General features: G+C 35.0%; 19 protein-coding genes and 1 tRNA gene. 12 read left to right on the top strand and 8 right to left on the bottom strand.

Annotation, left to right across the window (positions count from 1 at the left end; genetic code table 11):
- Positions 1-50 precede the first annotated feature (50 nt).
- Positions 51-878, bottom strand: coding sequence for an acetolactate decarboxylase (budA, locus tag NBG71_RS04900; protein ID WP_075671001.1), 828 nt, complete (start codon positions 876-878; stop codon positions 51-53).
- 495 nt (positions 879-1,373) lie between these two features.
- Here budA and NBG71_RS04895 point away from each other — a divergent pair, with 495 nt between their 5' ends.
- A complete protein-coding gene (locus tag NBG71_RS04895) occupies positions 1,374-3,425 on the top strand; it encodes a pentapeptide repeat-containing protein (RefSeq protein WP_250916588.1) in 2,052 nt (683 codons plus the stop codon).
- Between the two features lie 98 nt (positions 3,426-3,523).
- Here the strand turns inward: NBG71_RS04895 and ychF are convergent, their stop codons facing one another.
- On the bottom strand, positions 3,524-4,615 hold the full coding sequence (ychF, locus tag NBG71_RS04890; RefSeq protein ID WP_072064039.1) for a redox-regulated ATPase YchF: 1,092 nt from the start codon (positions 4,613-4,615) through the stop codon (positions 3,524-3,526).
- A gap of 184 nt (positions 4,616-4,799) precedes the next feature.
- A complete protein-coding gene (gene pth, locus NBG71_RS04885; protein ID WP_036912918.1) occupies positions 4,800-5,384 on the bottom strand; it encodes an aminoacyl-tRNA hydrolase in 585 nt (194 codons plus the stop codon).
- A gap of 344 nt (positions 5,385-5,728) precedes the next feature.
- Here pth and ychH point away from each other — a divergent pair, with 344 nt between their 5' ends.
- The gene (ychH, locus tag NBG71_RS04880) at positions 5,729-6,007 is read left to right on the top strand and encodes a stress-induced protein YchH (protein WP_075671005.1); all 279 of its coding nucleotides are present in this window, start codon (positions 5,729-5,731) and stop codon (positions 6,005-6,007) included.
- Positions 6,008-6,243: 236 nt separating this feature from the next.
- On the opposite strand, the gene prs is transcribed toward ychH, so the two are convergent.
- From prs to lolB, 3 genes are all read right to left on the bottom strand, one after another.
- Positions 6,244-7,191, bottom strand: coding sequence for a ribose-phosphate diphosphokinase (prs, locus tag NBG71_RS04875; protein ID WP_036912921.1), 948 nt, complete (start codon positions 7,189-7,191; stop codon positions 6,244-6,246).
- A gap of 87 nt (positions 7,192-7,278) precedes the next feature.
- Positions 7,279-8,154, bottom strand: a complete 876-nt coding sequence (gene ispE / locus NBG71_RS04870) for a 4-(cytidine 5'-diphospho)-2-C-methyl-D-erythritol kinase (protein WP_109419814.1) — start codon at positions 8,152-8,154, stop codon at positions 7,279-7,281.
- Entirely contained in the window at positions 8,151-8,789 is a 639-nt protein-coding gene (lolB, locus tag NBG71_RS04865; protein ID WP_075671009.1) for a lipoprotein insertase outer membrane protein LolB, read from the bottom strand. Before lolB ends, ispE begins: the two co-directional genes overlap by 4 nt.
- Positions 8,790-9,029: 240 nt before the next feature.
- On the opposite strand from lolB, the gene hemA reads away from it, so the two are divergent.
- Genes hemA through mnmL form a run of 6 tightly spaced genes read left to right on the top strand, consistent with a single transcriptional unit; the run spans position 9,030 to position 14,886 of the window.
- The gene (gene hemA, locus NBG71_RS04860) at positions 9,030-10,292 is read left to right on the top strand and encodes a glutamyl-tRNA reductase (protein WP_075671011.1); all 1,263 of its coding nucleotides are present in this window, start codon (positions 9,030-9,032) and stop codon (positions 10,290-10,292) included.
- A 28-nt stretch (positions 10,293-10,320) separates the two neighbouring features.
- A complete protein-coding gene (prfA, locus tag NBG71_RS04855) occupies positions 10,321-11,403 on the top strand; it encodes a peptide chain release factor 1 (RefSeq protein WP_250916587.1) in 1,083 nt (360 codons plus the stop codon).
- Positions 11,403-12,251 (top strand): peptide chain release factor N(5)-glutamine methyltransferase, encoded by an 849-nt coding sequence (gene prmC, locus NBG71_RS04850; protein ID WP_075671015.1) that lies wholly within the window; start codon positions 11,403-11,405, stop codon positions 12,249-12,251. The genes prfA and prmC overlap by 1 nt, the downstream gene beginning before the upstream one ends.
- Positions 12,235-13,044: an invasion regulator SirB1 gene (gene sirB1, locus NBG71_RS04845; protein WP_075671142.1), complete on the top strand. Its 810-nt coding sequence runs from the start codon at positions 12,235-12,237 to the stop codon at positions 13,042-13,044. Before prmC ends, sirB1 begins: the two co-directional genes overlap by 17 nt.
- A 56-nt stretch (positions 13,045-13,100) precedes the next feature.
- The gene (gene kdsA / locus NBG71_RS04840) at positions 13,101-13,955 is read left to right on the top strand and encodes a 3-deoxy-8-phosphooctulonate synthase (protein WP_075671017.1); all 855 of its coding nucleotides are present in this window, start codon (positions 13,101-13,103) and stop codon (positions 13,953-13,955) included.
- A gap of 7 nt (positions 13,956-13,962) precedes the next feature.
- Positions 13,963-14,886: a tRNA modification radical SAM protein MnmL/YtqA gene (mnmL, locus tag NBG71_RS04835; RefSeq protein ID WP_159242028.1), complete on the top strand. Its 924-nt coding sequence runs from the start codon at positions 13,963-13,965 to the stop codon at positions 14,884-14,886.
- A 145-nt stretch (positions 14,887-15,031) separates the two neighbouring features.
- Here mnmL and dauA read toward each other — a convergent pair whose 3' ends face one another.
- Positions 15,032-16,732: a C4-dicarboxylic acid transporter DauA gene (gene dauA / locus NBG71_RS04830; RefSeq protein WP_098942637.1), complete on the bottom strand. Its 1,701-nt coding sequence runs from the start codon at positions 16,730-16,732 to the stop codon at positions 15,032-15,034.
- 573 nt (positions 16,733-17,305) lie between these two features.
- Positions 17,306-17,393: transfer RNA gene (locus tag NBG71_RS04825), tRNA-Ser, on the bottom strand.
- 314 nt (positions 17,394-17,707) lie between these two features.
- Here NBG71_RS04825 and ghrA point away from each other — a divergent pair.
- From ghrA to NBG71_RS04805, 4 genes are all read left to right on the top strand, one after another.
- Positions 17,708-18,649, top strand: coding sequence for a glyoxylate/hydroxypyruvate reductase GhrA (gene ghrA / locus NBG71_RS04820; protein WP_159242029.1), 942 nt, complete (start codon positions 17,708-17,710; stop codon positions 18,647-18,649).
- 197 nt (positions 18,650-18,846) lie between these two features.
- Complete coding sequence (locus tag NBG71_RS04815; RefSeq protein ID WP_159242030.1) at positions 18,847-21,708, top strand: hypothetical protein; 2,862 nt, start codon at positions 18,847-18,849, stop codon at positions 21,706-21,708.
- A 244-nt stretch (positions 21,709-21,952) separates the two neighbouring features.
- Complete coding sequence (locus NBG71_RS04810; protein WP_075671027.1) at positions 21,953-22,561, top strand: 2OG-Fe(II) oxygenase; 609 nt, start codon at positions 21,953-21,955, stop codon at positions 22,559-22,561.
- A 251-nt stretch (positions 22,562-22,812) separates the two neighbouring features.
- Complete coding sequence (locus NBG71_RS04805; RefSeq protein ID WP_250916586.1) at positions 22,813-23,394, top strand: TorD/DmsD family molecular chaperone; 582 nt, start codon at positions 22,813-22,815, stop codon at positions 23,392-23,394.
- The last annotated feature ends 14 nt before the right edge of the window (positions 23,395-23,408 follow it).

The following is a 23,408-nucleotide window of genomic DNA, read 5'->3' as shown; positions in this document are numbered from 1 at the left end:
TGCAAGTGAATAAAAAATTGGATTGAGAATAAAATGAAGCGACTTTTAAATTAATTTTCGGCTTTTTCTATTGCTTGATGGAGATTGTCTGGCATTAAGTTAGCTTGTAGAAAAGCGGATTGGCTGGGTAAATCAATGGTAAGGCGAGAAATGATTCCGATTTGTAATGTGCCCTTTTTTAAATAGTAATCAAGAACATGACCACCACCTTGGCGTTGTTGATTAATATAATGCTCATGAAATCCCGCAACAGTGATCCCTTGAGTAAATTGTGGGGAGCGAAAACCTGCAATAACTCCTGTTTCATTGTGAAAGTTAAAAATAGGCTGATTTTCGATAGCCTCTAACATCGGAAGGTAGGGAGGCTCTTGGCGAGGAACGGTGCGTGTTTTAACTAATTCAAATTCGCCTTCAATTCTGATTGCACAAAATAAATTATCGGAAGGAACATATTGATTAATTACATTGTGTATTTCTTTTTGTGATGCACCATAAGAAAAGTGATGTTCAATATCACAATTAAAAAATGTCATTACAGCAAAAGGTGATTTTTGAGAATTTAATGCCTTTCGCGCACTACCATCAGAGCGTAGCTGAAAAACATTACTGTCGAATGCAACTAATTCACCATCAAGTTGATTGAACGTTCCTAAACCGAAATCACCATGCTTTAATAAATCAGCAATAGTGATATCACTGTCATATACACCCGCAATTAAACTACTCATTAATGAATTTTGATAAATAGTACATTCGGGATGATTATTAATATAATTATTTAAGTTGTTTATTATTTCTTGCCCACATTGGCAACCACTCTCTTTATTTTGTTTGATATCGCTATTATCTCGCATGTTATATTTAAGACTGCTGTTCATAATAAAACCGATCCTTATTAAATAAAGATAACCATTGATTGACTATCAAATTTATTATTAAATCAATACATAAATTTTTCAAATGTTTTAATTGTTATTGAATAGTGTGTGATAGTTGTATACTTAAAAAATAAGTATAGATTATTTTTTTGTGTGGTTTAATAAACCTTATTAAGTTAAGTCGTTCTGATATTTAATTTGTTATTGATGGGTTTTATTAAACTTTTTTATATCAAAGCAAAGTTTAAAATAGTTGATTTTATGATTTTAAAATCGAACCATTTGTGTGGATAGGTAAATTTTTCATCATGATTTCTACAATTTTTAGAACGAAAAATCTAATTGTGGTTGTTTTATTTTAGAAGAAGGAAATTATAAAGCTTCAATTTGCTAATTTGGTTGCTTTTTTAAAGTATAAGTAATTAGAAATAATATAGTGATTCAATAATTTTTGATTATATTATATTGTATTTTTTAAGCTTTTTAGGAGGAGTTTTGAATAATATATATTTATATCTGAGTTCTCGTATTGCTGGGAATAGTTTGTCTGCTGTTGATTTGGCAAAAAACAACCCAACAGAGAGCAATTTTTCTTTTGCAACTAAATTATTAGCAATAAAAATGAAAATAACTACAATGAAAATACAAAAAAATAATGGTGATAGTCTTTTTTATAAACAAAAAGAAAGTAAATATAAAATGTTATTTCAAAGGTTGGAAGCAATTAAAAAAAACAATGAATATCAAAATGAATATAATTATTATGATAGCCCTGGCGATAAAATTAAAGAAATGTTTGAAGAAGTTAAAATGCTAATAGGAGAATCAAAAGTTTCTTCAATTAAAAGAAAATTAGAGAATTCGATTAATATCAATAAAATAATTGAACACTGTAATGATTATAGAAATATACATATTGATGCAAATAACTTAAGGGGTTTTTATTTAGAAAATAGAGATTTAAGTAATAAAAAATTTAAAGTATCAACTAAAGATTTTGATATTAAGAATGTAAATATCTACTTTTCCAATTCATGTCTAAAAGGTGTGGACTTAAGTGATGTAAATATAGATGGTGCAATATATAAAGGCGCTGATTTGACTAATGCTAAAATTAAGATTGTTGTTGGAGAATATCTAACCGATTTTTCAAATGCAACACTTGATGGAGCAACGATATATTTCTCTGACAGTCAGAGTTTAAATTATCATTTAAATGAGGAACGCTATAAAAACTCGCCATTTGAGATTATTAAAACTATAAGTGATAAATATAAAGAAATAAAAGTATCTCTTATTAAAGATATTATAAAAAAAATAAATGTAGCTGAGATGACGAACGAAGTTCCTATAGATTCAATAATTAAAAATCTTATAAGTATGAAGTTTTGTGTGGAAGATGAAACTATTTCTAAATTTATTAAGAAGTTATTTGAAATAAAATGTGCGAATAAACAAGGGAAAGATTTTGATTTTTATATGGAAGATAAGTACATAATGACTTATTTAAATCTTCTTTCTGATTTTTACAATATTCAAGAATTAAAAGATTTCATGTTAAATAAAAATGGTAGTTTTATTAAATTAATGACTTTATCACTTTATCATGGTAATGAAAAAATAAAAGAGAAAGCTAGAGTTTTATATGACAGATATCTTGAACTTGATGAAGTAAAGCCTTTTGTGGGGAAAAATAATTTTAGTAACGGGTATTATCGTATTAACTGGAGAAGTGAAGAGTATAATAATTACATTCTTGTTAGTGAAGATAAGGCTATAATAATTAATCATAAAAATATAACCAAAATGCTATTTAATAATCATATGGGGTGTGATGTAAAGTGGAATAAGTATTTTCTTTATGTTGATGGGAAGTATAAAGAAAACGATTATATCAATGCTGAAATTTTATTTAATAAATTTTTTAAAGTTTTTAAAAATAATTATAATATGTCTGTTAATGAAGTTAAATTTGATAAGTTTTTATCGTTACTTAATCTTGGTGACTATCAAAAACAATTCCAATCAAAATGGATGGACATACCTATCACCTCTCAGGAAGATTTTCTTGATACGGAAAAGTATAAAGATATATCAATAATATTTGAAAAGTTATTACTCATTCCTGAAGATGCAAAAGAAGGTATTTCACTTAAACCAGAACATTATGAAGATATTTGTAAGGTTTTTGAATTGACGTTGTTAGATAATAAAGAAAAATCTAAATATTTACTGAGTCTTGCCATATTATTTATTGATTTTGTATATGAATTTGTTTTTGATGTATATAAAAAAGAATACTATCAACCTATATTAAATTATGCATGTGCATTAATAAATAAAGCAAATGAATTAAATATAGAATTAATGGGCAGTAAATATCCGGAATGGATTGATGCATTTTCTGAATATGATATGGAGAAGTATTCTGAAATTAAAGATACTTTATTGAAAATGAAAAAACATGCTAAAAAACATTTTGAATCGATTTATCAGAAAATAATACCTTTACATTGGCAAACTGATAAAGATAAATACTCATCTTAAGAAAAAATGGAATATATCTTTTATCTTATTACTTAATAGAAAACCACGTATTTGAGTTTTCCTCTATTTACGTGGTTTGTTATTATGAAGGAAAAAATTTAGACATTAAATAAGAAGTTCATTACATCGCCGTCTTGAACGATATACTCTTTACCTTCTGCACGCATTTTCCCTGCTTCTTTAGCGCCTTGTTCACCACCGTAAGTAATAAAATCGTTATAAGCGATAGTTTGAGCACGGATAAAGCCTTTCTCAAAGTCAGTGTGGATTTTACCTGCTGCTTGTGGTGCTGTTGCACCTACAGGGATTGTCCATGCACGTACTTCTTTAACGCCAGCAGTGAAGTAGGTTTGTAAGTTCAGTAATGAGTAACCTGCGCGAATTACACGGTTTAAGCCAGGCTCTTCAATGCCTAAATCTTGCATAAACTCTTCACGTTCTGCATCTTCTAGCTCAGCAATATCTGCTTCGATAGCAGCACAAACAGGAACAACTACAGAGCCTTCTGCTTCTGCGATTTTGCGAACAGTTTCAAGATATGGGTTATTTTCAAAACCATCTTCATTAACGTTTGCAATATACATTGTTGGTTTTAACGTTAAGAAGCTTAAATAACGAATAGTTGCTTTTTCTTCTTCAGTTAAATCTAAAGCACGTAACATACCTGCGTTTTCTAAATGCGGTAAGCATTTTTCTAACACTTCCATTTCTGCTTTAGCAATTTTATCGCCACCTTTTGCTTTTTTCTGATTACGGTGCATTGCACGTTCACAGGTATCTAAGTCAGAAAGGGCTAATTCAGTATTAATGGTTTCGATATCTTCAGCAGGATCAACTTTTCCTGCAACGTGAATGATATTGTCATTTTCAAAACAACGAACCACATGGCCAATCGCTTCAGTTTCACGAATATTTGTTAGGAATTGGTTACCTAAACCTTCACCTTTAGATGCACCTTTTACTAAACCTGCGATATCAACAAATTCCATTGTTGTTGGTAAAATACGCTGTGGTTTAACAATTTCAGCTAGTTTATCTAAGCGAGGATCAGGCATTGGAACAACACCTGTGTTTGGCTCGATAGTACAGAATGGGAAGTTGGCTGCCTCAATACCTGCCTTAGTTAAGGCATTAAACAGTGTAGATTTCCCTACGTTAGGCAGACCGACGATACCACATTTAAATCCCATAAACGTTCACCTTGTCACATAAAAACAACAGGAGGGAGTATTCCTGTTGTGTGCTGTTAAAAAAATTTGGCGTTATTATAGAGCAAATCCCTGTTTTATTAAATCATCAGGGATTAATCGCACAAAAGAAGAGGAGAGCTTTACCCTCTGAATATTAAAATTACTTAATTTATCAATATAATGATTACGCTTTAAAGCTATGCAAGCGGTTTATTGCTTTCTCATAACCATCACGCATTAAAATGTCTGTGCATGAAAGTGCTTCATCAATAGCGTCATCAATTAGTTTCTGTTCACTCATTGGTGGTTTACCTAATACAAAACCAACAACTTTATTTTTATCACCAGGGTGACCAATGCCAATGCGTAAACGATAGAAGTTAGGATTATTAGCAAACTTACTTTGAATATCTTTTAAACCGTTATGACCGCCATTGCCACCACCTAACTTCATTTTGACAACACCGGGTGGTAAATCGAGTTCATCGTGTGCAACTAAAATTTCATCAAGCTCGATACGATAGAAATTTGCCATCGCCTGTACTGCTTTACCACTTAAGTTCATAAAAGTTGTAGGCACTAATAATCGAACATCATTACCATTCAAATTAATGCGTGCGGTATAACCAAAGAATTTGCTCTCTTCTTTTAGAGATTGTTGATGACGTTGAGCCAATAAATCAACATACCAAGCACCCGCATTATGGCGAGTCTGGGCATAATCTGCACCGGGGTTTGCTAACCCGACGATAAGTTTAATTTTACTCACAATAGCCTTTCACTGTTATCGTCTTAAAAGAAAGGCCATAGTTTACCTGTCTAAGCTCAGAAGCACAAAATAGATTACATAGAATATTTTTGGGAATGATAAGTGGAGGGAATCTCCCTTTTTTGATTTAACAAAAAGAGCGAAAATAACAAAATCGGCGTTATTTTCTTCTTTTGAAAGAAAAAAACACATTTTTTGTTAAGAATTGTCAATAAATTTCGGAGCGTTGTGATCCCTTCGACAATAACTTCTTAGTATTTATGGCTATAATAACTGCAAAGAACAAAAGGTTATTCGATGTATTTTGTTGTTGAATCGTCTGACGACGCGCTTGGAGGTGCAACATGAAATATAAACATGCATTTGCAGTTGGTAATTTATGTATGGCTACGGGGATGATTGTTATGCTCGGTAGTCTGGGTTATACGCTTCTTACTCATATTTTCCCATTAGGACTCCCTGAATTTTTATCAGATATATCTTTAATGGGGATCTTTATTGGTGCTTTGATTTGGTTAGCAGGCGCCCGTATTGGTGGTAGAGAAACAATAGCAGAAAGATATTGGTGGTTACGTAATCATGATGAACGTTATCGTCGTCATGACAATCACCGTTATCCATAATGTTGTTATCACAAATAAATATCAGACTAAATAAAAATAACAATGAAGTTAATAACTGATATTAAGTGAATAACAGTTATCATTATGCGTAGTAATACATACTTATAGACCCGTTTAATGATAACGGGTTTTTTGTTGTCTAAAATTATTATTCGAGAAAAAACAACAAAAAACCCGCTATAACAAAGGCTATAGCGGGTTTAGTTATCTCAAATTGCAATGAATGTTATAACAAATTAATGTTCAAACATCGCAGAGATTGACTCTTCATTGCTAATGCGACGAATTGCTTCAGCCAGCATGCCAGAAAGGGTCAATGAGCGGACTTTATTTAATGCTTTGATTTCTGCTGACAATGGAATTGTATCGCAGACAACCACTTCATCAATAACAGAGCTTTTGATGTTCTCAACAGCATTACCAGAGAAGATTGGGTGAGTCGCGTAAGCAAATACACGTTTAGCACCACGTTCTTTCAGCGCTTCAGCTGCTTTACACAATGTACCGCCTGTGTCGATCATATCGTCAACAAGGATACAGTCGCGGTTAGCAACATCACCAATAATATGCATAACTTGAGAAACGTTAGCACGAGGGCGGCGTTTATCAATGATAGCCATATCAGTGTCATTCAGAAGCTTAGCGATAGCGCGAGCGCGAACAACACCGCCAATATCTGGAGAAACAACAATAGGGTTGTCCAAATCTTTTTGAAGCATATCTTCTAAAAGAATCGGGCTGCCGAAGACATTGTCAACCGGTACATCAAAGAACCCTTGGATTTGTTCTGCGTGTAAGTCACAGGTTAAAACACGGTCTACGCCTACACTAGATAAGAAATCCGCAACAACTTTTGCCGTAATAGGAACACGGGCTGAACGAACACGGCGATCCTGACGGGCATAACCGAAGTAAGGAATAACAGCAGTGATACGACCAGCGGAAGCTCGACGTAATGCGTCAACCATTACCACTAATTCCATTAAGTTATCATTAGTAGGTGCACAGGTTGATTGAATGATAAATACATCACCACCACGTACGTTTTCGTTGATTTGCACACTGACTTCACCGTCGCTAAAACGACCTACAGCCGCGTCTCCTAGGCTAGTGTAGAGTCGGTTGGCAACACGTTGAGCCAGTTCCGGGGTTGCGTTACCAGCAAAAAGCTTCATATCGGGCACGAGAAAAACCTCAGGCTTGCGTCCAGAGAGAGATATTGTTGACCAGTAAAGAACGTGTTTATGAACATAAGGTTTGTAAACATCATCTTACGGGTGCAATAACACAGGTATCCTTGAGCGGAATAAATGCAGAGGAGAAATGTTGGCGCCTTGCGCTACAAATCCATGCACCCACTCAGGGGCGTTAACTAACACTTCACTAGCGGCAACTTGTGAGTCGAACTCACCGAACACACAGGCACCTGTCCCAGTTAAGCGTGACGGTGCATATTCTAACAGCCACGAAAGCAGATATTCAACCTCACGAAAACGTTTTCTTGCGATCATTTCACAGTCATTTTCGAACGGAGCCTTTAATAATGCGCCAAGAGAGCGAATAGGAGAATTACGTTTTAATTCTGGATCTGTGAAGATTGTCGGTGTTGGAATGGAAATTCCGGGGTGTGCGACCAAATACCATTGTTCTTTTGGTTCTGCAGGGGTCAAAATTTCACCAACGCCTTCGGCAAATGCAGCATGACCTTTTACAAAAACAGGAACATCCGCACCTAAACTTACACCTAATTCGGCTAAGGTTTCGTCACTTAATCCGGCCTGCCAATGGTAATTAAGTGCAATTAATGTCGTTGCTGCGTTAGAAGAACCTCCACCTAAGCCACCTCCCATAGGAAGTTTTTTATCAATACTGATATCTGCACCGTGATACTGCAAAGGAATATTATGTTGCTGACAATAATCACGAAGCAATTTAGCGGCTTTAATAATTAAATTATCTTTATCTTCTACGCCATCAATCGGCGTCAAGATAGTTAACTGGGTATCATCACGAGGTGTAATAGTGAGTGTGTCGCCATAATCTAAAAATTGAAATAACGTTTGTAAATTATGATAACCATCAGGGCGTTTCCCCGTGATGTAGAGAAAAAGATTTAATTTGGCAGGAGAAGGCCAACTTAGTGTCATTGCTGTATATCCCAGTTATCCATTTTTAATTTGATAGTGCGTTCACCTTGTTTTAATTCAAGGCGTTGTGGCAGGTTGGGTGTGGTACTTGAATCATAAGCTTGGTAAGTTACAATCCAATCTCCTTCAGGGGCGGGCAAGGTGACAGATTTTAGTAAGTGATTAGCATCTAACGCGAAATCAGTTGCATCACCCGGTAAACCGATGAGCCAAGCACGAAGATTTTTCAGTGGAATAACCATACCTGTGAGCTGGTAAATCATCTCAGTAGGGTTATTACTATAATATTTTTTACCATTATTATCGGTAACTTCAATTACTCCAGGCATGACATTTAAATCGAGTTCTGTTGTGCCTAAAGGATTGGTAAGCAATAAGCGATAACGCTCATCGGCTCTGTCTTGCCAATAGAATCGAGCATAGGTTTTGTTTGTATCTTCGATATAAGCAAAAGCGCCTCGGGTTTCATATTGTGAAATTTTCTTTAATGCTTGTTGGCGAGCTTGCCATTGCATATCGTTATCAGATGCCGAGCCTTGAGTTTTTATCTGATTTAGATTACAGGCACTCAGCAACAACGCTGTTAGCGGGATAAGGCGCAGCAATTGTTTGGTTGAAAAAAAGCGTGAACGCATAGCTGAGACATTCCTTTAATTCGTTATTAGTTGAAAAAAAGAGTATCATAAACCTTATGATATAACGATATTTCGTTAAATTGTGTATAGAAATCTCCTATCACTCAAGTAAGCTCTTTTATTGAATCTGTTCATCAAGTAGAATGGCGGAAATGAAGAGTCCATACTAAATGCGCTGTTTTAGGTTTACACTAAGTCAAGTCGCGAGGCGGTATTTATTCATAACTCGATATAGTTGATATGACGTTATTAGCATTAGGTATTAATCATAAAACAGCCCCCGTTGCTTTACGTGAGAAAGTCTCTTTTTCTCCCGATACCATGGGTGATGCCTTAAATAACCTCTTACAGCAACCCGCTGTCAGAGGTGGTGTCGTGCTGTCTACTTGTAACCGTACTGAGCTCTATCTTAGTATGGAAGATAAAGAAAATAGCCATGAACAGCTTATTCGCTGGTTATGTCAATATCACCAAATAGAGCCAAATGAACTGAAAAGCAGTGTTTATTGGCATCAAGATAATCAAGCTGTCAGTCATTTAATGCGAGTGGCAAGCGGTTTAGATTCTCTCGTATTAGGTGAACCTCAAATTTTAGGGCAAGTTAAAAAAGCCTTTGCTGATTCTCAAAATTATCACTCGCTCTCTTCAGAGCTGGAACGCCTGTTTCAGAAATCTTTTTCAGTTGCGAAAAGAGTGAGAACAGAGACTCAAATTGGTGCTAACGCAGTTTCTGTTGCTTTTGCAGCTTGTACATTAGCGCGTCAAATCTTTGAATCGTTATCTTCTTTGACTATTTTATTAGTGGGAGCCGGTGAGACAATAGAATTAGTGGCTCGCCATCTTCGTGAACATCAAGTCAAAAAAATCATTATTGCTAATCGAACAAAAGAACGTGCTCAGCGTTTAGCAAATGAAGTTGATGCTGAAGTCATTACATTATCAGATATTGATGAATGTCTTGCACAGGCTGATATTGTCATTAGTTCTACAGCAAGTCCATTACCGATTATTGGTAAGGGAATGGTTGAAAGAGCGCTTAAAAAGCGCCGTAATCAACCAATGTTGCTGGTGGATATCGCGGTTCCTCGTGATATTGAACAAGATGTCGAAAAGCTTAATAACGTTTATCTTTATAGCGTTGATGATTTAGAAGCGATTATTCAACATAACCGTGAACAACGCCAAGCTGCTGCGATTCAAGCAGAACACATTGTCCAGCAAGAAAGTGGGCAATTCATGGATTGGCTACGAGCACAAGGTGCTGTGGGTGCAATTCGAGAATATCGAGACAGCGCTGAAATGTTACGTGCAGAAATGACAGAAAAAGCCATCACATTGATACAAAACGGAGCGGATGCAGAAAAAGTCATCCAACAGCTCTCTCATCAATTGATGAATCGTCTTATTCACACACCAACAAAATCTCTTCAACAGGCTGCCAGTGATGGTGATATTGAACGCCTGAATCTATTACGTGAAAGTTTGGGTATTACCCATAATTAACTTTGTCTAACAGGATCTTAATCTACGAATGAAGCCTTCTATTGTCGCTAAGTTGGAAGCTCTACAAGAGCGTTATGAAGAAATTCAGGCACTTCTGTCAGAAGCTGATGTTATTGCCTCTCAGGAGCGTTTTCGTGCGCTTTCAAAAGAATACTCTCAATTAACTGACGTCACGGCTTGTTTTAGCCAATGGCGAAAAGTGCAAGACGATATCGAAGCAGCAGAAATGATGCTTGATGATCCTGAAATGAAAGAGATGGCACAAGAAGAGCTGAAAGAAGCACAAGCATTAAATGATGATTTAGAACAACAGTTACAAGTGCTGTTACTGCCTAAAGATCCTGATGATGAATTTAACTGTTTCCTTGAAATTCGTGCGGGAACAGGGGGAGATGAAGCGGCATTATTTGCTGGTGATTTATTCCGTATGTATAGCCGTTATGCAGAGTCACGTCGTTGGCGTATTGAAGTCATGAATGCTAACGAAGGTGAGCATGGTGGCTACAAAGAAGTTATTGCAAAAGTGGTTGGTGATGGCGCTTATGGTGTATTGAAATTCGAATCAGGTGGTCACCGTGTTCAACGTGTTCCTGAAACGGAATCTCAAGGTCGTATTCATACTTCTGCTTGTACGGTTGCTGTATTAGCTGAAGTACCAGAAGCTGAATTACCTGAAATCAACCCAAGCGACTTGCGTATTGATACATTCCGTTCTTCAGGGGCAGGTGGTCAGCACGTTAATACCACCGATTCTGCTATCCGTATTACGCATATTCCAACAGGAATTGTGGTGGAATGTCAGGATGAGCGTTCGCAGCACAAAAACAAAGCCAAAGCGATGTCTGTATTAGGTGCACGTATTCGTGCGGCTGAAATGCAAAAACGCCAAGAAGCGGAAGCTTCTGAACGTCGTAACTTGTTGGGTTCTGGTGACCGTTCTGACCGAATTAGAACATACAACTTCCCACAAGGTCGTGTAACTGATCACCGTATCAATCTCACGTTTTATCGCTTAGATGAAGTGATGGAAGGAAAGTTAGAACCATTAATTCAGCCTATCGTAACTGAGTACCAAGCGGATCAGCTTTCTGCACTTTCTGAGTCGAATTAATGAATTATGAACAATGGCTGCGTGAAGCAGCCTTGCAATTAATTGAAAGTGACAGCCCTAAACGTGATGCTGAAATTCTACTTGGGTACGTGACACAACGTACCCGCACTTATTTAATTGCCTTTAATGAAACGGTACTTTCGCCAGACGAATTAGCACAATTATCGCAATTGCTGACTCGGCGTATTAAAGGTGAACCTATTGCTTATTTAGTCGGTGAAAGAGAGTTTTGGTCACTGCCTTTAAAAGTCTCACCTGCAACATTAATTCCTCGTCCAGATACAGAATGCCTTGTTGAAAAAGCATTAGAAAAACTGCCTTCAGAGCCGACCCATATTCTTGATTTAGGTACAGGAACAGGCGCTATTGCGTTAGCAATGGCATCAGAACGTCCAGATTGCCATATTATTGGTGTGGATTTTCAAACTGAAGCTGTGGCATTAGCGCGAGAGAATGCGACCAACTTAGCATTAAACAACACAGAATTTATGGAAAGTTGCTGGTTTAGTTCACTCTCTGGGCATCAATTTGATATGATAATTAGTAATCCTCCTTACATAGATGAAAATGATGAGCATATTCATCAGGGGGATGTTCGTTTTGAACCTTTAACCGCATTAGTTGCTGGCAAAAATGGTTTTGCTGATATCGAGATTATCATTGAAACTGCTCGTCAGTTTTTAACTGATAATGGTTGGGTGTTACTGGAACATGGCTGGCAACAAGGCGAAGGCGTACGCAATATTTTTATTGATAAGGGTTACTGCTGTGTGGAAACTTTCCGTGATTATGGCGGTAATGAGCGAGTGACAGTAGGTCGTTGGAATTATGATAGAAACCATAGCTGATTACGAATTTAATAAAGCCCCTTTAGTTAAGGGCATGATCCTTATCTCTCAGGCTATTCGACCTGATTTTCCAACCACTTCTGTTGGTTATCAACTAGCGCAGTTAGTTGAACAGGCGGAAGCTGAAATTCCGCAACAAGGAAATACTAAAGAACAGATAGAAGCACTGCTAAAACTGTTTTATAAGCAGTGGCACTTTAGTGGAGCAAGTGGCAAATACTGTCTTTCTGATACGTTATGGTTAGATAAAGTATTAGCGACACATGTAGGCTCTCCTGTTTCACTGGGTTCGATTCTTATTTATATCGCACAAGCGTTAAATTTACCGTTAGTGCCGGTTATTTTTCCTACACAACTTATCATCAGAATAGATATTCCTAATGAACAACCGCTATTTTTAAATCCAATAAATGGTGAATATCTATCGCAACATACCTTAGAAGTTTGGTTGAAAGGGAATGTAGGCGGTGCCTCTGTATTATTAGAGGCAGATTTAGAAGAATCAGAATACAGTTCTATTATTCGTAAACTTTTGGATACATTAAAAGTTTCTTTAATGGAAGAAAAGAATATGGAGCAAGCATTAAAAGCGAGTGAAACGGTGTTAATGTTTGATCCTGAAGATCCCTACGAAATACGTGATCGTGGCCTTATTTTTGCTCAGTTAGAGTGCAACCATGTGGCGATTTCTGATTTAAACTATTTTATTGAGCAATGCCCTGAAGATCCTATTTCAGAGATGATCAAAATCCAAATTCATTCGATAGAACAAAATCCTATTGTTCTACATTAAAATTTAAGAAACGTACTTAATTAACACAGTACATTACAAACAGTATAGGGATAAATATGCAACATAAAGTGGTGAATATTGGTGATATCAAGGTAGCAAACGACCTGCCATTTGTGCTTTTTGGTGGCATGAATGTATTAGAATCGCGCGATTTAGCCATGCGTATTTGTGAGCATTACGTCACTGTAACTCAAAAACTGAATATTCCTTATGTATTCAAAGCTTCTTTTGATAAAGCAAACCGTTCTTCAATCCACTCTTACCGTGGTCCAGGCTTAGAAGAAGGAATGAAAATTTTCCAAGAGTTAAAAGAAACTTTTGGCGTTAAAATTATTACTGATGTTCATGAAGCAGCACAGGCTCAACCAGTATCAGAAGTGGTTGATGTTATTCAGTTACCTGCATTTTTAGCGCGTCAAACTGATCTTGTTGAAGCGATGGCAAAAACCGGTGCAGTGATCAACGTAAAAAAACCTCAGTTTGTAAGCCCTGGTCAAATGGGAAATATCGTCGATAAGTTTAAAGAAGGCGGTAACGACCAAGTTATTCTATGCGATCGCGGTAGTAACTTTGGTTATGATAACTTAGTTGTTGATATGTTAGGCTTCCATGTCATGATGCAGGCCTCTCAAGGTGCACCCGTTATTTTTGATGTAACCCACTCATTACAGTGTCGTGACCCATTTGGTGCAGCATCCGGTGGACGCCGTGCGCAAGTTACAGAATTAGCACGAGCAGGGATGGCTGTTGGTCTTGCTGGATTATTCCTTGAAGCTCACCCAGATCCAGATAATGCGCGTTGTGATGGTCCATCAGCGTTACCACTAGCAAAATTAGAGCCTTTCTTAGCGCAAATTAAAGCCATTGATGACTTAGTCAAAAGTTTCCCAGAGTTAGATACTAGCAAATAAAAGTGTTATGCAACTGCATACGGTTGTGAATATGTTCGGCGCTGATCTTCAGCGCCGTTATCACGAAAAAATTCATAAAATCACCCTTCATGGCGGTTTCAGCTGCCCTAATCGAGATGGTACATTGGGGCGGGGAGGCTGTACTTTCTGTAATGTTTCCTCTTTTGCTGATGAGCAAACACAATATCATTCGATAGAAGAACAAATTGCATTACAAGCCCAAAATATTAACCGTGCACATCGTTATCTTGCCTATTTTCAAGCCTATACCAGCACTTATGCCGAAGTAGAATATCTACGTACGTTATATGAAACCGCATTATTACAAGCGGATATAGTTGGATTAAGTGTCGGAACTCGGCCAGATTGTGTCCCTGTTAGCGTATTGGATTTATTGCAAGGTTATCGCGATAAAGGCTATGAAGTATGGTTAGAACTTGGTTTACAAACGGCTCATGATAAAACATTGAAGCACATTAATCGTGGGCATGATTTTCAATGTTATCAAGCGACCACTCGCGAAGCTCGTCGGCGTGGTTTAAAAGTGTGTACGCACCTAATTGTCGGGCTGCCACGAGAAGATCATTTGCTTAATATGCAAACATTAGAGCGTGTGGTAGAGACAGGTACTGATGGGCTTAAATTGCACCCATTGCATATTGTTGAAGGTAGCACGATAGCTAAAGCATGGAAAGCAGGGCGAATTAATGCATTGACGCAAGAGCAGTATGTTTATACTGCGGGTGAGATGATCCGCCATACTCCTCCTGAAATTATTTATCACCGAGTGTGTGCTAGCGCTAGAAAACCCACCTTATTAGCTCCTGATTGGTGTGAAAATCACTGGTTGGGAATGAATGCACTTTATCAAAATTTATTAAAAAAGGGAGTGCAAGGAAGCGGGATTGATAATGCGTTTATTCCTAATTAAGTGAATTATTTTTTATATTAAGAATAAGCGTTGAAATTAATAATTTCTTAAATTAAATATTATAATTTTTCATAATTAAAAACGCCTTTAATCTTTATTTAATATTGATTAAAGGCGTTAATTTTTTATCTGAAAATATAAACCACTACTGAATTAATTCCAAATCATCCAGTGCTTTTTGTAATGAAGGATAAAAATTCAGAGTACCTTCAATTGGTGTGACTCTTGCTCTTGCCAACGTTTTTAAAGGCTGGAAAGGAATATCACAAACAATCACATGGGTATCATTTTTAACATCGGTGACAAAATGCTGGAATGCATGTAATCCACCTGCATCTAACACAGGAACTGCATCCCATTGCATAATAACGGTTTTATAACCTTTACTACGATCACGCAACTCATTAAAGATACGCTCAGCGGCGGCAAAGAATAATGGGCCATTAACACGTACCACTAATAATTGTTTATCATCATCAGTATAAGGAGATTCAGTTATTTTGGTCATATTGGCAATACGACGCATAAATAACAGTGAAGCCAACACAATACCGATAGTAATAGCAATAACCATATCAAAGAGAACGGTGAGCGATAAACATAAGACTAAGACAATAATATCGTCTTTAGGAGCGTGTCGAATAAGATCAATAACTTTACGCGCTTCACTCATATTCCATGCAACAATTAACAGTAATGCGGACATTGCGGCTAAAGGTAAATAAGAAAGAAAAGGAGCTAATACAAGTAAAGTTAGCAACACCAATAATGAGTGAACAATAGCAGAAACAGGTGATGTTGCACCTGCACGTACGTTAGCAGCAGAACGTGCAATTGCCGCTGTTGCTGTAATACCACCGAAGAAAGGCGCAACAATATTACCAACACCTTGCCCGACTAACTCACCATTAGAGTGATGTTTTTTGCCTGTCATACCATCAAGCACAACTGCACATAATAACGATTCGATAGCACCTAACATTGCCATTGAAAAGGCTGCAGGTAATAAAGCAGAAACAGTACTCCAATTTAATTCAAGTGATGTACCTGAACTTGGTAAATTCCAAGGTAAAACAAACTGAGGCAAAATAGGTGGAATACCTTGCCCTGTTGTTCCATCAGGAAGCATATAACTAAATTGCGAGCCAATTGTTGCAACCTCATGGCCGAACATATTCACAATTCCCATTACTGCTGTACCTGCGATTAAAGCGGGTAAGTGCCCGGGTAAGCGTAAATTCAGCTTAGGCCAATAAATTAAAACAAACAGTGTTGTCAGACCAATAAGTGTATCACCAAGATGAATAGTCGGTAATGCAGAGCCTAGAGCAATCACTTTATCGATATAGGTTTCTGGCACATGCGCTAATTCAAGACCAAAAAAGTCTTTTACTTGCATTGTGGCAATAGTGATAGCAATCCCCGAAGTAAATCCAAGTGTTACAGAAACAGGAATATACTCAATAAGCTTACCAAAGCGAGCTAATCCCATAACCACTAAGATAACGCCAGACATGAGCGTAGCAATCAATAGGCCACTCAAACCAAACTGTTGTGATACAGGATAAAGGATCACAACAAAAGCGGCAGTAGGCCCTGATACGCTGTATCGAGAGCCACCAGAAACAGCAATGACTATACCGGCAATAGCAGCGGTATAAAGACCGTATTGCGGAGGAACACCGCTACCAATTGCCAAAGCCATGGCTAAAGGTATCGCGATAATTCCGACGGTGATCCCTGCAATAATATCTTTTAATAAACGCGCAAAAGAGTAAGGCTCTTTTACACATGCATCAATAAATGCACTAAAGGGGCGAACCCGGTTAACTTTATGAGTTTTCATTTAGGATTAAACCAAAATAAGAAGTCAGATGCCGAATAACGGCGATAAGGAAAAGAGAGGATATCGCTTTTATTCGCTGATAATAATGTGATATATCAAATTATTAATGCATATCTTAAAGCTTAGTAAAAATAAAATCAATTAAACTAATAAGTTAACCTAAATAGATAACGCAATGTATCTTATTGTATTTATTCTGTTGCTTGCTTGAAAATAAAGTTTAAATTTATTTTAAAATTATAAAAAGCGTTTTATTTTAGAATAAATGTCGTTCAGAGATAGGGTAATAAAAATCTTTTTACGTTATAAAAATCGGATAGAGTTAAATAACAACTACATAAGTTGTTTTAACTCATTAAAATTAATAATCAAAGCTTATTAAGCGATGAGAAATTATTAAATAAAACGATTAAGCAAAAAATAAAATAAAAATGTGTTGTATAATAATATCATCAAAAAATGAAGAATTGATGGATATAAACAAATCAGTGAAGAGAAAACGAGACTAAGAAGGTGGAAACTTCGGACAAAAAAATAGAGCCTAGTTAAAAAACTAGGCTCTATCTTAGAATATGGCGGTGAGAGAGGGATTCGAACCCTCGATACGTTGCCGTATACACACTTTCCAGGCGTGCTCCTTCAGCCTCTCGGACATCTCACCATATTTTTGTTGGACATATACTTAATATCTCTCAACGGGGCGCTACTATAGGGAAAAGGTTTATAAGCGTCAACAGCTAAATGCATTTTTCCTTTAACTTTTGTATCAAGTAGTCAAATAAAAAACAATATGTGCAAATGCTAGACAAATTATGTAGCAAACCAGTAGATAATAGGTTGGTGTATAAAAAAAGAATTGAGATTTTCGTTAGCTAGTTAACATTCTCAACATTTTTATTAACAACTTATTCAAAGAGACTTGAAATCGGAACATAACCCTCGCACCCTATGATAAAAATGCTGGAGGAAGGCAAAATGAATATTATTTATTATCATCCTTTTTTTGATGCAGAAACATGGATCAATGGTATGAAGGCGCGTTTACCGAATGCCAATATACGCATTTGGGAACCAGGCGATCATCAACCTGCAGATTACGCTATGGTTTGGCTTCCTCCCTATGAAATGTTAGCCAGTCGCAATCATCTTAAAGGTATTTTTGCCTTAGGTGCCGGGGTCGATGCTATTTTAAAACAAGAACAACAAAAGCCGGGTACATTACCAACAGGTGTTCCTGTTATGCGTTTAGAAGACACCGGAATGGGGCTTCAAATGCAAGAATATGCGATTGCTAAAGTGATGTATTACTTTCGTCGAATGGATGATTATAAACGCCAACAATCACAACGATTATGGAAACAACTTCCTGCGCATTCTTATGATGATTTTGTTATTGGTGTTTTAGGGGCTGGTGCTTTAGGTGGGAGTGTTGCGACTAAACTTGCTGAACTTGGTTTTAAAGTGCGTTGCTGGAGTCGCAGTGAAAAACAAATTAAAAATGTTGAAAGCTTTTATGGTAAAGAACAACTCAATGATTTTCTCAAAGAGTGTAATTTGTTAATTAACTTATTACCTTATACGCCAGAAACACATGGTATTTTGAATTTTTCACTCTTTGAGCAACTTAAACCTTCTTCTTATTTGATTAATTTAGCACGAGGTGCGCATTTAGTTGATCAAGATTTATTAGAAGCGATCGATCAAGGGCATATTGCTGATGCCACTTTGGATGTTTTTGCTCAAGAGCCTTTAGCGGGGATGCACCCATTTTGGACACATCCTCGAGTTTCTATTACGCCACATATTGCAGCTTTCACCATTCCTAATATTGCAATGGATACGATTGTTGAAAATATCCAACGCATTGAAAAGGGAGAAGCCCCTTTTGGTGTCGTTGATATGAAAAGTGGTTATTAATTTTATTCCATTTATATTTTAATTTTAGGAAAAAGGCGATAAATTTTAGTTTATTGCCTTTTTTTTATTCCTGACTTTCAAAAAACAACATTTTTTCTGTTTTTTGCATAATGTAATAAATATTTGTCCATAAATAGATATCTCTTGCAGTTTATCTTATTGATTATTACCTCAAACTTTAATTGTTGAGGTGAAAAATGACTAATAAAATAATTGTTGCTAGCCTGGTTCCTTCAGGTGTCTATGGTGATGAAAAAGAAAATAAAAACTCTAAAGTAAATTCTTTAAATAACGGTAATAATGAGTTTAGAAAAAATAATGGAATAAAGTTTTTTAACTCAATGAATAAAAATAATTATATTTATCTTGGCTCAACAAATAATACTGTTTTTAATAATATGGGGGTTACATTAGAAGAGGATGGTTCATTATTGTTAATTAGAGGAGAGCCGAAAGATTTATTTACGGGCATGATTCAAAAGTATTTTAATAAGGGGTTTAAGTATGACGGTTTTCATATAAAAGAAAAAGATAGTAAGTTAATAAAATTCAAAGGAATTTATGTCGATTCAAATGGAGATTTAATTGGAATTAAACGAACTGATGATAATGTTAATGGAAATGAAAAAGGGGATAATGAATTATATAAAATAAAGTTTGATAAAATTGAATATAACTATAATTTTAATAAGAATATATTAGGTGATGATTCAGAGTGTATTCATATTGAATATAAGGAATACATACCAAAGTATACTGAAGAACATGACTTATCTGTTGTGAATAATATGGTATGGAAACAAGGGGAAAATATATTAAAATTTAATAGGAAAAATTTGGACTTTACAGTGAGGTTAGAAAATGGCGAAATACTTGTTTCTAATTTACCAGCAATTCTAGCGGAAGATGAAGTGGATGCAAGGAGTAAAGAATATAAACTTAATATAGAACTAAATAATAATGAAAAAATAGAATCAATTAAACCTATAAGAAATAAAATTCAAGTAAATATAAGTGAAGGAGAGAAAACAAGAATGCATTATGTAGATACTTCCTTAATATCTTCAGTTGAGGATTATCTATATAAAAATAGAAAAGTAGGAAATAAGCCACCATTATCATTCTATTCATTAGTAGGAGAAAATAATTATAATAAATATCATTCAGGACAACCATTTTCTTCTCAAAGCCCTAGTTATTTTAGTAGCCGTCATATTCCATTTTTTTCATCTGCAATTGATAATATGAGAATACGGATAGATAAAGCTAAACAGCAACGAGCACTAAAAGAATATAAAACAATGGTATCAGATATTGCTAAAAGTGTTGACCCGGGGTTTAGGAGTTTTCTTTCTAATATAAAAGAACTCACAAATACGTCAACATCACCATGTAGTAATAAATATAAAGCCTTACATAATGCTAAAGTAAATAAAGAAAGATATTTTAAATCATTAAACAAACATCTTGAAGGCATTAATAATAGAAAAACTCAAGGAGAAACTTTTTATTCTATAATTAAAGATCTAAAAGAAAAAAACAGTATTACTATTACACATGCTAATGATGCTCGTGCTTTCTTTGGTATAAATGCGTTTAGTTTTGCTCCTAAAATTAAAGCTAATGCCTTTTTGTTAGCAAGTTATTCAAAAACACATTCAATAATACTTTCAAAAAATGAAAATAACCGGGTTAAATTTTCATTTATTAATAAAAAAGAAGCAAATTTATCTACTGGATTATCTGCGGGTATTGGTGGTTATGATAAAAGATGGCAAAAAAATAGTACAGATTATGGTGTTACTACGCCATTAATGGCAAGTGCGTATCTTAGCTTGAATTATGAAAGGAAATCTAATTTTTCATTCGAAATTGGATTGGATGATGTTGTAGATTTTATTGATAAAGATCTTAATTTTAATTTAAGTACACTGGAAAATAATACGACATTGAATGATAATAAAAATATATCGTTTGGATTACTTGCTGATGCTAGAAGTGAATTTAGTTTTGATGTGAATCTAGAACTCAATAATGGTACGGAAGTCACCATACCAAGAAATGCAGTAGGAATAAATATGATCGCATCATTGTTAAAATTAAATATTAATATTAATAAGTTTCTTGATTATGGACAAATAAAAGTAGATGAAGTAGATACATTAATTGAATTAAAGTCACTTGAGATATTTCTTGATATTTATAGAGATTTGAGGTTTTTGCCATCAAGAACACGCTCTACTCATGAGGTAACGTGGTTTCCACTTGCTACAATGAAAAACTTTGAATTTATGATCCAAAAGAAAATTAATAATTTATTGAATGTAAATGTTTTTGATAGTAAAAAGATAAAAAATAAAGAAGAATTTGAAGAAGATAAAAAAGATTTAAAAGGAATATATAAACGTATCTTAAAAATAGATAAATTATTTGATGAGCATCCTATTACTATTGATGTCAATAAAAATATAAATAAACTTGATAGCATTTATCTAAAAATGTTATCCAATAAAAAAAGGGTGGATAAAATAATTAAAGATCCTTTTGTTGAGAATAGTGAACCTGATTATTTAAATAGTTTAAATAATAAAGAGCGTAAATTACAACAATTTTTATTGAATTTAAAACAAAAAAAAGAAATCTTATCTTCACAAGAGAAAAAGAACATGAATGAAAGCTTTAAAGCTTATTCTGTTTTTAAGTATAAACTAAATAAAAGAAGTGAAGAGATTTATAAAAATACTAGAGGTAAATTTGATGATATGATGAATAATATAAAAAAGAATAAAGATTTTTCATTAAAAAATATTAAAAATGAGTTAGATAACTTATTTAATGATTGTGATAAAGAACTAAATAGAATGGAATATAAATTAGATAGTATAGATATAATGTCTGTTAGTGAAATCTTGGATAAAGTTAAATCAATACCATTAGTTTTATTAAAGTTAGAACATAAAGAAGGAATTATTCATCATCAAATAAAAGGTGAAATAAAAATAAATTATGATACTGATGATAAGACATTGGATAACATATCAACAGTCTATTATTTTTAGTTAAATATTCATTTGTCTTATATGTTTAATTAATAATAGTGATTCTACCTTATAGTGCTATGTTTTTAAAAAGTTTTTTGTGAATCACAATAGTACAATATGTTATAAGTACTGTAAATCTATGATTTAATAGAACTTACCTCTGATAAAATGATGTTATCGAGAGGATAAGCGTATTAAATTGTGATTTTGCTTGGCTTAGTGATATAAAGTTATTTCCCATGTTAATAAGACAATATACTTAATGAATATAGCAGAACTTCTTGAGCAAATAGCAGAGAAAGGATGGTGTGTATGGAATGATTTCCTCACACCAGAAGCTGTTCGACAACTACGCACTTGTTTTGGTGGCAATGCACAACAAGCTCGTATTGGTCGTCATGAAAATCGTCAAGCAGAAACAACAATACGTAGCGATAAAATAAGTTGGCTAGAGCCAGAAATGGGTGAACCAGTACAACATTATTTAATGCAAATGGAGTCTATTCAACGTGCTGTTAATCGAGAATTTTATTTAGGACTTTTTGAATACGAAGCACATTTTGCGTGTTATGAGAAAGGCGCATTTTATAAAAAACATCTTGATGCTTTTAAAGAAAATGTGACTCGACGTTTAACCACTGTGTTATATCTTAATGAGGATTGGACAACCGAAGATGGTGGCGAATTAGTTATTTATGATTTAAAGGATAACGAACTTGCGACAATCACACCAAAAGGAGGGCGTTTAGTTGTTTTCCTTTCGGAACAATTCCCTCATGAAGTACTCCCTACTAATAAAGAGCGAGTGAGTATTGCAGGATGGTTTCGTGTGAATGGTGTAAGAGATAATTTTCTCGATATAGCCAGTTAAAAAATGCAATAAAATGCTGTTGTCATAAAGTCGTTTTTAATACTTTATTATAAAACTGCTTTAGAAGATAAGTAGCATGGGATTAGGCGCGTTTCTTATATTAAGTAAAAGACTTAATAATAAGAGCGCGCTTTTTCTGTTTTAAGCGATTAAAGATAGTAATATTAACAATAGAAGAGAAATGACGAAAAAAGTTGATTTTCTTGCCGTTAAAAGCACAATAACGCGAAACTTTTTAGGATGAAAATATAATGAATGAATTTTCAATAGTTTGCCGACTTTTAGGCACATTATTTCAGCGTGCCCCTAAGGATCCTATTTTATCGCCAATTATTACAATGATTGGTGAAGGAAAACTTAGTCAGTTATGGCCATTAGAGCAAGATGAGCTCTTTAATACATTAAAAAGCAGTGTCAAAGATTTGGCTGTTGTTGAAGCAGATTATCAATCCCTTTTTGGTAGCGAAGCGCCAGCTGTGTCTGTTTATGCCCATGATTATGAAAAGATCAAAGAAGACGATATTCGTCAATTTTTAGTCACAAGAGGTATGCCTGTTACTGACAATGCAACAGACAGCTTTGGTGCTTTATTACTTGCTGCTTCATGGCTTGAAGATAATTCAGTGGAAGATGAAGTATTAGCTCAAATACAATTATTTGATGAATATCTGCTACCTTGGGCTGGCGTATTTTTAGGTAAGGTAGAAGCTCATGCAACAAGTGGCTTTTATCGTACACTAGCAGGTATTGCCCGTGGTGCGTTATCAGCATTACGTGAAGAACTCTCTGATGATGAAGAGAGTGATGAGACAGAAAATATGCAAGCAGAGTAATATAACTATTTCTT

The organism is Proteus sp. FZP2095, assembly GCF_023701425.1.
GTDB lineage: Bacteria > Pseudomonadota > Gammaproteobacteria > Enterobacterales > Enterobacteriaceae > Proteus > Proteus cibarius.
This window is presented reverse-complemented; position numbering and strand designations above follow the sequence as displayed.

What these genes read in the sequence shown, in the direction of transcription:
- budA (WP_075671001.1), bottom strand. Translation starts at nt 878, where the DNA reads ATGAACAGCAGTCTTAAATATAACATGCGAGATAATAGCGATATCAAA.
- ychF (WP_072064039.1), bottom strand. Translation starts at nt 4,615, where the DNA reads ATGGGATTTAAATGTGGTATCGTCGGTCTGCCTAACGTAGGGAAATCT.
- ychH (WP_075671005.1), top strand. Translation starts at nt 5,729, where the DNA reads ATGAAATATAAACATGCATTTGCAGTTGGTAATTTATGTATGGCTACG.
- ispE (WP_109419814.1), bottom strand. Translation starts at nt 8,154, where the DNA reads ATGACACTAAGTTGGCCTTCTCCTGCCAAATTAAATCTTTTTCTCTAC.
- lolB (WP_075671009.1), bottom strand. Translation starts at nt 8,789, where the DNA reads ATGCGTTCACGCTTTTTTTCAACCAAACAATTGCTGCGCCTTATCCCG.
- hemA (WP_075671011.1), top strand. Translation starts at nt 9,030, where the DNA reads ATGACGTTATTAGCATTAGGTATTAATCATAAAACAGCCCCCGTTGCT.
- prfA (WP_250916587.1), top strand. Translation starts at nt 10,321, where the DNA reads ATGAAGCCTTCTATTGTCGCTAAGTTGGAAGCTCTACAAGAGCGTTAT.
- prmC (WP_075671015.1), top strand. Translation starts at nt 11,403, where the DNA reads ATGAATTATGAACAATGGCTGCGTGAAGCAGCCTTGCAATTAATTGAA.
- kdsA (WP_075671017.1), top strand. Translation starts at nt 13,101, where the DNA reads ATGCAACATAAAGTGGTGAATATTGGTGATATCAAGGTAGCAAACGAC.
- mnmL (WP_159242028.1), top strand. Translation starts at nt 13,963, where the DNA reads ATGCAACTGCATACGGTTGTGAATATGTTCGGCGCTGATCTTCAGCGC.
- dauA (WP_098942637.1), bottom strand. Translation starts at nt 16,732, where the DNA reads ATGAAAACTCATAAAGTTAACCGGGTTCGCCCCTTTAGTGCATTTATT.
- ghrA (WP_159242029.1), top strand. Translation starts at nt 17,708, where the DNA reads ATGAATATTATTTATTATCATCCTTTTTTTGATGCAGAAACATGGATC.
- NBG71_RS04815 (WP_159242030.1), top strand. Translation starts at nt 18,847, where the DNA reads ATGACTAATAAAATAATTGTTGCTAGCCTGGTTCCTTCAGGTGTCTAT.
- NBG71_RS04810 (WP_075671027.1), top strand. Translation starts at nt 21,953, where the DNA reads ATGAATATAGCAGAACTTCTTGAGCAAATAGCAGAGAAAGGATGGTGT.
- NBG71_RS04805 (WP_250916586.1), top strand. Translation starts at nt 22,813, where the DNA reads ATGAATGAATTTTCAATAGTTTGCCGACTTTTAGGCACATTATTTCAG.